The sequence below is a fragment of the Mycobacterium sp. E3305 genome, assembly GCF_001666785.1.
GTDB lineage: Bacteria > Actinomycetota > Actinomycetes > Mycobacteriales > Mycobacteriaceae > Mycobacterium.
In genome coordinates this window covers 26,111-36,320 of record NZ_LZJA01000201.1, presented here as the reverse complement: position 1 = coordinate 36,320, position 10,210 = coordinate 26,111, and the positions used below count along the sequence as shown (strand labels likewise).

Annotated in this window: 7 protein-coding genes; all 7 read left to right on the top strand. The window is 67.4% G+C overall.

The window, feature by feature from the left end; translation table 11 throughout:
- The first annotated feature begins 64 nt into the window (after positions 1-64).
- Entirely contained in the window at positions 65-967 is a 903-nt protein-coding gene (locus tag A5701_RS19060) for an ESX secretion-associated protein EspG (RefSeq protein WP_055405688.1), read from the top strand.
- Positions 968-1,231: 264 nt separating this feature from the next.
- Positions 1,232-2,743: a type VII secretion integral membrane protein EccD gene (eccD, locus tag A5701_RS19055; RefSeq protein ID WP_067757190.1), complete on the top strand. Its 1,512-nt coding sequence runs from the start codon at positions 1,232-1,234 to the stop codon at positions 2,741-2,743.
- The gene (locus A5701_RS19050; protein ID WP_067757186.1) at positions 2,721-4,550 is read left to right on the top strand and encodes a type VII secretion-associated serine protease mycosin; all 1,830 of its coding nucleotides are present in this window, start codon (positions 2,721-2,723) and stop codon (positions 4,548-4,550) included. The genes eccD and A5701_RS19050 overlap by 23 nt, the downstream gene beginning before the upstream one ends.
- Before the next feature lie 19 nt (positions 4,551-4,569).
- Positions 4,570-5,766, top strand: a complete 1,197-nt coding sequence (gene eccE, locus A5701_RS19045; protein ID WP_067757183.1) for a type VII secretion protein EccE — start codon at positions 4,570-4,572, stop codon at positions 5,764-5,766.
- A complete protein-coding gene (gene eccA, locus A5701_RS19040; RefSeq protein WP_067757181.1) occupies positions 5,763-7,595 on the top strand; it encodes a type VII secretion AAA-ATPase EccA in 1,833 nt (610 codons plus the stop codon). The genes eccE and eccA overlap by 4 nt, the downstream gene beginning before the upstream one ends.
- A 387-nt stretch (positions 7,596-7,982) precedes the next feature.
- On the top strand, positions 7,983-8,267 hold the full coding sequence (locus A5701_RS19035; protein ID WP_067757178.1) for a WXG100 family type VII secretion target: 285 nt from the start codon (positions 7,983-7,985) through the stop codon (positions 8,265-8,267).
- A gap of 624 nt (positions 8,268-8,891) precedes the next feature.
- Positions 8,892-10,151, top strand: a complete 1,260-nt coding sequence (locus A5701_RS19030; RefSeq protein WP_067757175.1) for a PPE family protein — start codon at positions 8,892-8,894, stop codon at positions 10,149-10,151.
- Positions 10,152-10,210 lie beyond the last annotated feature (59 nt).

Below are 10,210 nucleotides of genomic sequence, written 5' to 3'. Positions count from 1 at the left end.
CACCGATGTCTGGTGTGCTGCCGCGTCCTGCGGTTACCGTGCACTTTGATTCCTTGAGGTATTGATGGACCAACAGACCGCCCGTACCGACATCACCGTTAACGTCGACGGCTTCTGGATGCTCCAGGCGCTCCTGGACATCCGGCACGTCGCGCCGGAGCTGCGGTGCCGGCCATTCGTCTCCACCGACTCGAGCGACTGGCTCAACGAGCATCCCGGCATGGCGGTGATGCGCGAGCAGGGCATCGTCGAAAACGATCAGGTGAACGAGCATGTGGCCGCACGGATGAGGGTGCTGGCCGCGCCGGACCTCGAGGTCATCGCCCTGTTGTCGCGGGGCAAGCTGCTATACGGCGTGGTCGACGACGAGAACCAGCCGCCCGGGTCGCGTGACATCCCCGACAACGAGTTCCGGGTGGTGCTGGCCCGTCGCGGCCAGCACTGGGTCTCGGCGGTACGGGTGGGCGGCGACATCACCGTCGACGACGTCGCCATCGCCGACAGCGCCTCGATCGCCTCCCTGGTGTTGGACGCCCTGGAGTCGATCCACCACGCGGAGCCCGCGGCCATCAATGCCGTGAACGTGCCGCTGGAAGAGATGCTGGAAGCGACCAAGTCGTGGCAGGAGTCGGGCTTCAACGTATTTTCTGGCGGCGACCTGCGGCGGATGGGCATCAGCGCCGCCACGGTGGCCGCGCTCGGACAGGCCCTCTCGGACCCGGCGGCCGAGGTCGCGGTGTACGCCCGTCAATACCGGGACGACGCGAAGGGGCCGAGCGCATCGGTGCTGTCGCTCAAAGACGGCTCCGGTGGCCGCATCGCGCTCTACCAGCAGGCGAGGACGGCGGGGTCGGGGGAGGCATGGCTGGCCATCTGCCCCGCAACCCCCCAGTTGGTGCAGGTGGGCGTCAAGACGGTGCTGGACACGCTGCCGTATGGCGAGTGGAAAACCCACAGCCGGGTCTGACATAAGACGAAACATAAAGTTCACCAATGGCTTTGCACTCAACATGCGGTTGAGATGCCAACACGGCATACTTCTCTGAGAGATTCAGCAAATCTCAAACCACTGTCACCGAAGTTTTAATCGCAAGGCGGGGTAGATGGAATTCGGAATAGTCGGCCTGGACTTTCCCGGGGGCCGCAGCGCTCCGGAAGGTCGGCCGGCGCAGACTCCCGCCCGGTCGGCGGCACGGGGTTACACATTCACGACGGTAAGGGGTTCAGGGCGATGACTGCGGTAGTTGAAGCGCTACAGCCTGACGTTGAGGGTATTTCGCAGCCTCGGGCGGTCGTGGTCGGCGTTATGGCCGGTGCGGGCGTACAGATCGGCGTACTGCTGGACGCCAACGCCCCCGTCTCGGTGATGACCGAGCCGCTGCTGAAGGTGGTGAACAGCCGGCTCAGGGAGCTGGGCGAGACCCCGCTGGAGGCGACGGGCCGCGGCAGGTGGGCACTGTGCCTGGTTGACGGCACCCCCTTGCGTGCCACCCAGTCCCTGACCGAACAGGACGTCTACGACGGCGACCGGCTGTGGATCCGGTTCATCCAGGACACCGAGCACCGCTCGCAGGTCATCGAGCACATCTCCACCGCCGTCGCGGCAAATCTGAGCAAGCGGTTCGCCGCGATCGACCCGGTCGCCGCGGTGCAGGTCGGCGCGTCGATGGTGGCGGCCGGGGTAACCGCCGCCTCCGGCTTGCTGCTCTGGTACCGGTGGCACCACAACTCCTGGCTGCCTACGGCGTACTCCGCGGTGATCGCCGCGGTGGTGCTCGGCGTCTCCCTGATGCTCCTGATGCGGGCGCGCACCGACCAGGATCGCCGTATCGCCGACATCATGCTGCTGAGCGGCCTGGCGCCACTCACGGTCTCCGCGGCGGCGGCCCCGCCCGGCGGAGTAGGGTCCCCCCACGCCGTGCTCGGCTTCGGCGTTCTCACCATCGCGGCGATGCTTGCGCTCCGGTTCACCGGTCGGCGCCTTGGGCTCTACACCGCCCTGATCACCGTCAGCGTGGTCACCGCGATCGCGGCGCTGGCCCGGATGGTCGCGATGACCAGTGCCGTGACGCTGCTGACCAGCGTCGTCCTGCTGTGCGTGCTGGTGTACCACACGGCGCCCGCCCTCTCGCGGCGGTTGGCGGGCATCCGCCTGCCGGTCTTCCCGTCGGCGACCAGCCGGTGGGTGTTCGAGGCTCGGCCCGACCTGCCCACCACCGTGGTCCGCTCCGACGGCGGCCCCCCGGTCCTCGAGGGCCCCGCGTCCGTCCGCGACGTCCTGGTGCAGGCCGAACGCGCCCGCTCCTTCCTGACCGGCCTGCTGATCGGTCTCGGCGTGTTGATGGTCGTCTCGTTGACGGCGCTGTCGGACCCGCACACCGGTCAACGCTGGCTGCCGCTCCTGCTGGCCGGCTTCAGCGCCGGGTTCCTGATGCTGCGCGGACGCTCGTACGTCGACCGCTGGCAGGCGATCACCCTGGCCGTGACCGCCGTTCTCATCGTCGGCGCGGTCGTGGTGCGCTACGCGCTCGTCTTGCAGTCGCCCCTGGCGGTGTCGATCAGCGCGGCGATCCTGGTTCTGCTCCCGGCGGCCGGCCTTACGTCCGCGGCCGTGGTGCCGAACACCATCTACAGCCCGCTGTTCCGCAAGTTCGTGGAATGGATCGAATACCTCTGCCTGATGCCGATTTTCCCGCTGGCATTGTGGTTGATGAATGTCTATGCAGCAATCCGCTACCGGTAGTAGCAAGGTGTGGCGAGGGCGCGCATCCGCTGCGGCCCTCGCCGCAATCTTGCTCGCCTCAGGAGCATTGGCCGGCTTGCCGCCCGCTTCTGCGATTTCGCCGCCGACGATCGATCCCGGCGCGGTGCCGCCCGACGGCCCGCCCGGACCGCCGGCGCCGATGAAGCAGAATTCCTACTGCACCGAGGTCGGGGTGCTGCCCGGCACGGACTTCCGACTGCAGCCGAAGTACATGGACATGCTGAACCTGCAGGAGGCGTGGCAGTTCGGGCGCGGTGCCGGCGTGAAGGTGGCCGTCATCGACACCGGCGTGAGCCCGCATCCCAGGTTTCCGCACCTGATCCCCGGCGGGGATTACGTCATGGGCGGTGACGGGCTGTCGGATTGCGACGCCCACGGCACGATCGTGGCCTCGATGATCGGCGCCGCGCCGGCGAACGGCGCGGGGGTGCCGCCGGCCGCACCGCGCCGCCCGGTCACCATCCCCACCACCGAACCGCCGCCGAAGGCGCCGCCGCCCCAGACCGTGACGTTGTCACCGTTGCCGCAGACCGTGACGATGGTTCCGCCTCCGCCGCAGGACCAGCCGGCCCCCGGACCTTTCGGCGCGCCGCCGGCGCCCGCGCCTCCGGCGGCGCCTCCGCCCGGTAACGGTCCGCCGCCAGGACCGGCGCAGCCCGGCCAGGCCCCGGCGGCCGGCCACGGCGGCGGCACGGTGACGATCCCGAGCTACTCCGGTGGGAGCCACGTCGTCGGGGTTGACTACCCACGCCCGCTGGATCCGCCGCCACCCCCGCCGCCCGCGCCACCGGCGCCGTCGGCCGGCCCCGATGCGTTCAGCGGTGTCGCGCCTGACGTCGACATCATCGCGATCCGTCAGTCCAGCCAGGCCTTCGGCCTCAAGGACGCCTACACCGGCGACGAGGACCCGCAGACGCGGGCGAAAATCGACGGTGTCCAGACGATGGCCCGGGCAATCGTGCACGCCGCCAACATGGGCGCGCAGGTCATCAACATCTCGGATGTGACCTGCATGAGCGCGCGCAACATCGTCGACCAGCGCGCCCTCGGCGCGGCGGTGCGCTACGCGGCGGTCGACAAGAACGCCGTCATCGTGGCCGCCGCGGGCGACACCAACAAGAAGGACTGCAAGCAGAACCCGCCGCATGATCCGTTGCAGCCCAACGATCCTCGCAACTGGAACTCGGTCACCACCGTCGTGACGCCGTCCTGGTTCAGCGACTACGTCCTGACGGTGGGGGCGGTCGACGAAGACGGCCGGCCGCAGACCGGGGGTCAGGGTCAGGGATCGACGAGCGTGGCCGGCCCGTGGGTGGGCATCGCCGCGCCGGGCACCGACGTCGTCGGTCTGTCCCCGCGTGACGACGGCGTCATCAACGCGATCGACGGACCGGACAACACGTTGCTGGTTCCCTCCGGCACCAGCTTCTCGGCCGCGATCGTGTCCGGCATCGCCGCGCTCGTCCGCGCCAAGTTCCCGCAGCTGTCGGCATACCAGGTCATCAACCGGTTGACTCGCACCGCCCGCGCACCGGCGCGTGGCGTGGACAACCAGATCGGCCACGGTATCGTCGATCCGGTCGCGGCCCTGACGTGGGACGTACCCGAAGGACCGTTGAAGCCCCCGCAGCAACTTTCAGCGCCGCTGAACATTCCGAGGCCCGCTCCGCACCGGGATATGGTGCCAGTGTGGGTGGCCGGCGGAGGCTTGCTCGCGGCGCTGCTGATCGGTGGGGGCGTGTTTGGTACGGCGATGCTGATGAAGCGATCGCGGAAGCAGCAATAAGGGCGGAGCAGTAACAGTCATGAAAGCTCAGCGCAAACTCGGGTTGTCGTTGACGTGGCCACGGGTCACCGCGGTGTTCCTTGTCGACGTCGCCATCTTGGTGGTGGGCAGCCACTGCCCGGAGTCCTGGCAGGGCACCTATCGCATCGCGTTCTGGGTGGGTGTCGGCCTCGCGGTGCTGGTCGCGCTGCTCTCCCTGGTCACCTATCACGGCGTCACGGTGACCTCGGCGTTGGCCACCTGGCTATGGGACTGGTCCGCCGACCCGGGGACGGCTCTGGGCGCCGGCTGCACGCCGGTGCTCGACTACCAGCGCAAGTTCGGGCGCGACAAGGTCGGCGTGCGCGAGTACGAGGGCCAGCTGGTGTCGGTCATCGCGGTGAACGGTGGTGACGACGACCCGTCGTCGCGCCACCGGCACCGGAACTCGTCGCCTACCCTGCTGGTGCAGGCTGTGGCTGATGGATTGCGGCAGTTCGACATTCACCTCGATAACATCGACATCGTGTCGGTCAAGGTGCGCCGCGGCGGCAACGCCGCCGAGTTGTCGAAGCTCGACGACTGGGGCCCCGAGGAGTGGGAGGTGGCCAACGGGCAGCCCACCTCGTACGTTCGCCGCACCTGGCTGGTGCTGCGGATGAACCCGCAGCGCAACATCGCCGCCGTGGCGGTCCGCGATTCGCTGGCTTCGACCTTGGTGGCGGCCACCGAGCGGCTGGCGCAGGACCTCGACGGAATCAATTGCGCCGCAAAGCCTTTGACTGCCGAGGAGATCACCGAGGTGGACCGCGCGGTGCTGGCGGATCTGGAGCCGACCTGGAGCCGGCCCGGCTGGCGCCACCTCAAGCACTTCAACGGCTTCACCACCAGCTTCTGGGTGACGCCCGCCGACCTGACCACCGACACCCTCGACGAGCTGTGGGAGGCGGACACCGTCGCCACGGTGCTGACGGTCCGGCTCACCGCCCCCGCGGGCCGGCCGCAGGTGTCGGCCTGGGTGCGCTACCACACCGAGAAGCGGCTGCCCCGGGACATCTCCGCCGGCCTCAACCGCCTCACCGGACGCCAGTTGGCCGCGGTCCGCGCCAGCTTGCCCGCCCCCGCGACACACGCCACGCTCGTCGTGCCGAGCCGTGCCGTGCGTGACGACGACGAGCTCACGCTGTCGGTCGGCCAGTTGCGAGAGAGCCCGGCGGGCGTGCCTGTGGCGCAATGACGCGCCCGCAATCGACCGCTGAGGGCGCCCGCAACGCGATGGTCGCCGGCCTGTTGGCATCGGGGATATCGGTCAACGGGCTGCAACCCAGTCACAATCCTCAGGTCGCGTCGCAGATGTTCACCACGGCCAGCAACCTGGACCCCGGCATGTGCGACGCCTGGCTGGCGCGGTTGCTGGCGGGGGAGCGCAGCATCGAGGTGCTCTCCGGCGCGTGGGCGTCGATCCGGACGTTCGGATGGGAGACGCGCAGGCTCGGGGTCACCGACCTGGAGTTCCGTCCCCAGGTTTCCGACGGGCTGTTCCTCCAGCTGGCCGTCACCAGCGCCGAGTCGTTGGCGTGTGCCTACGCGGCCGTCCTGGCCGAGGCGAAACGCTACGAGGAGGCGTCGGAACTACTCGACGGGGTGGAACCGCGCCAGCCCTTCGAGCAGGAGCTGGTCGACTACGTGCGGGGCGTGTTGTATTTCCGCACCGGACGCTGGCCGGATGTGCTCAACCAGTTCCCCGAGGGCAAGGTCTGGCGACAGCCGGAGCTCAAGGCCGCCGGCGCCGCGATGGCGACGACGGCGCTGGCGTCACTCGGCGTCTTCGAGGAAGCATTGCGGCGCGGCCAGGACGCTGTCGAGGGTGACCGGGTGCCGGGCGCGGCCAACATCGCCCTGTACACCCAGGGCATGTGCCTGCGGCACCTGGGCCGCGAAGACGAGGCCGTCGAACTGTTGCGCCGGGTGTATTCGCGGGATCCGAAGTTCACCCCGGCCCGGGAAGCGCTGGACAATCCGAACTATCGGCTGGTCCTGACGGACCCGGAAACCATTGAGGCGCGGACGAATCCGTGGGATCCGGATAGCGCACCCACCCGCGCCGAGACGGAGGCCGCTCGCCACGCGGAGGAGGCCGCGAAGTACCTCGCCGAAGGTGACGCGGAGCTCAACGCGATGCTGGGGATGGAACGGGCCAAGCGGGAGATCAAGCTCATCAAGTCGACGACGAAGGTGAACCTGGCGCGCGCCAAGATGGGCCTCCCCGTGCCGGTGACGTCGCGCCACACCCTCTTGTTGGGTCCGCCCGGAACCGGTAAGACGTCGGTGGCGCGAGCCTTTGCCAAGCAGCTGTGCGGCTTGACGGTGCTGCGCAAGCCGGTGGTGGTGGAAACCAGCCGGACCAAGCTGTTGGGTCGCTACATGGCCGACGCGGAGAAGAACACCGAGGAGATGCTCGAGGAAGCCCTGGGCGGGGCGGTGTTCTTCGACGAGATGCACACGCTGCACGAGAAGGGGTACCAGCAGGGCGACCCCTACGGCAACGCGATCATCAACACGTTGCTGCTGTACATGGAGAACCATCGCGACGAACTCGTCGTCTTCGGTGCGGGTTATGCGAAGGCGATGGAGAAGATGCTCGACGTGAATCAGGGTCTGCGCCGGCGGTTTTCGACCGTGATCGAGTTCTTCAGCTACACGCCGGACGAGCTTGTCGCGTTGACCCGGTTGATGGGCCAGGAGAACGAGGACGTTATCACCGAGGAAGCCGCCCATTCTCTACTGCCGTCCTACACCCGGTTTTATCTCGACGAGAGTTACTCCGAAGACGGCGACCTGATCCGCGGCATCGACACCCTCGGTAATGCCGGATTTGTGCGCAACGTGGTGGAGAAGGCCCGCGATCACCGCAGTTTCCGCCTGGACGACGAGGACCTCGACGCGGTGTTGGCCAGCGAGGTCACCGAGTTCAGCGAGCGTCAACTGCTGCGGTTCAAAGAACTGACCCAGGAGGATCTCGCCGAGGGTCTCAGCGCCGCAGTCGCCGAGAACAAGTCGACTTAGTTCGGTTCGGGCGCTTCTGCGCGGGATGCCGGGAATCTGGATCCCCGCGGCCGGCACGAGCGGCCGCCAGTACGAGACCGCCCGCCATACGCGTTCCTTGTGAGCGTCATGCCGCGGTCTGACGGGGAAACCGTTGCGGCAAGCGGCCAGCGAGTCGATGCGCCGCGCGCGGAAGCCGGTACGTGGGCCGGCTTCGGCGGTGACGGATCGTGGTCGAGAACTACGCGTCGTCGGCAACCTCGCCACCGTCGAATCCGGGGTGGCAAGCGGGCGCGAAAACGACCATGACCAGGAGAAACCAGCTCCCAGGAAACTGTCAGCAGCTAATCAGCGGCGCGACAGCATACCCGTTTTACCCTTCGTGTTGATGAACGGTAGGGGTACGCAATGGCAATTAATTATCAGTTCGGCGACGTAGACGCGCACGGCGCCACGATTCGCGCTCAGGCGGCGTGTCTGGAGGCTGAGCACCAGGCCATCGTTCGCGATGTGCTTGCTGCGGGTGACTTCTGGGGCGGTGCCGGTTCGGTGGCCTGCCAGGAGTTCATCACCCAGTTGGGTCGCAACTTCCAGGTGATCTACGAGCAGGCCAACGCGCACGGGCAGAAGGTGCAGAGCGCCGGCAACAACATGGCCAGCACCGACAGCGCCGTCGGTTCGAGCTGGGCGTAATTGCGTCTGAGACCGAGGTAATTAGTTCGGGCCGACACGCGAGCCATGGTGCGAGCGTTAAGCCGCCGCCATTCGCGGCATCGCCCCGCATGCGGGCATTTTGTTGTTTTTAATATGGCTTGAGGAGGTTGCGGCTCACAGCTATTGCAACAAATTCAAATAATGCAGCGAGATCGGCCGAAGTGCGATTCGGCTGATTAACGCTTTCGGGGGGTATCGCGGTTTACCAGTTCTGTGTGAACCGTTGCTCTGCGTCGCTATGAGACGCTTAAGCAGGCAATAGTTGAATTTGGTAGATAGCTGTCTGCGGACAATCCTCACACCATTCGGCAGTGCGATGACATTCACTTTTTACATTCCGTAAACGCGGCGGGAACGCGGGCCGAATACTTTTCGCTCACGATGATCGTATATTGATTGAGCGGTGTTCGACTTGAGTCGGACGTCAATCTTGTCGGGGATATCAGCTAAGGAAGAGAATGGTCCGTTGTCTGCAGCATGCGAAATAAGCCCATGTCTTCTGTAGCCGATTTCATGTGTTTCCTTAGAACCGCGGCGCGGATGCGGCCGAGGCAGCAAGGCCGCGCCTACCATGGCGGCCACTTGCGGGACCGGAGGTAGTAGATGCTGGATTTCGGGGCGCTTCCGCCGGAGATCAACTCGGGGCGGATGTATGTCGGTGCGGGCTCGGGCCCGCTGCTGGCCGCCGCGGCGGCCTGGGACGAATTGGCCGCAGAGTTGCAGGCCGCGGGCGCGTCGTACAACGCGACCATCGAAACGTTGGCGACCGGGCCCTGGACGGGCCCTTCGTCGATGGCGATGGCGTCCGCCGCGGCGCCATACGTGGCGTGGATCAACGCCACCGGTGCTCAGGCCGAGGCGGCCGGCGCCCAGGCCAAGCTGGCCGCGGGCGCCTACGAGGCCGCGTTCGCGGCCACCGTCCCACCACCGGTTATCGCGGCCAATCGCGCCCTGCTGGCGGCCCTGATCGCGACCAACATCCTCGGCCAGAACACGCCGGCGATCGCCGCCACCGAAGCGCAGTACATGGAGATGTGGGCACAGGACGCCGCCGCTATGTACGGCTACGCGGCATCGTCGGCGACCGCGTCGCAGCTGACACCGTTCGCCGAGCCGCCCCAGACCACCAACGAGTCGGCCGGGCCGATGCAGGCGGCAGCCGTCACCCAGTCGAGTGCACAGTCGAGCGGCAACACCGCCGCGCAGCTGTCCCAGCTGAGCACGACGATGCAGACCGCGGTCAATGCCGGCAACGCGGCTCCGAACGCCGGCACGACCGGGACCGGCCTCACCACCGGAATCGGACAAAACCTGGACTACTGGAACAACATCTGGTCGGTGCTGACGGGCCCGTATTCCCCTCAGTCGTGGAGCAGCGTCCCGGGCGGTCCGTTCCTGTCCTTCGGTCAGGCGTACGCGTGGGGTCAGAACGGCCAGAGCGCCGCCGCCTACTTGTCCGGCCCGAAGGCAATCACTGGCGCTCTCGCCCCGCTGACCAGTGGCTCGAGTGCGGTGAAGCCGATGCTCAGCTCCGCCGTTGGGCCCGTGTCCGGATCCATGGGGGAGGCGCGCGTGATCGGGAGCATGTCGGTACCACAGGGCTGGACGCAAGCGGCTCCGGCGATTCGAACGATCGCCCAGGTGCTGCCTACCAACCTGGCCGCCGCGCCCGCCGCGCTGGCCGGCGAAGAGGGCGTCTTCAGCCAGATGGCCCTGTCCGGCTTGGCGGGACGCGCGATTGCCGCCAGCGCGACCCACTCCGTCGGAGGCACCGCCGCGGCGGCCGGCGCACTGGGCGGCGCGGTCGCCGAGGCCGATCCCGCCGCGGCCACCATCATCGTGATCCCTTACATCGAGGAGTGACCGCGATGACCGCCACGCACAGCAGCCCAGCACCGTCGACCCAAGCGCCTGAGTAAGGG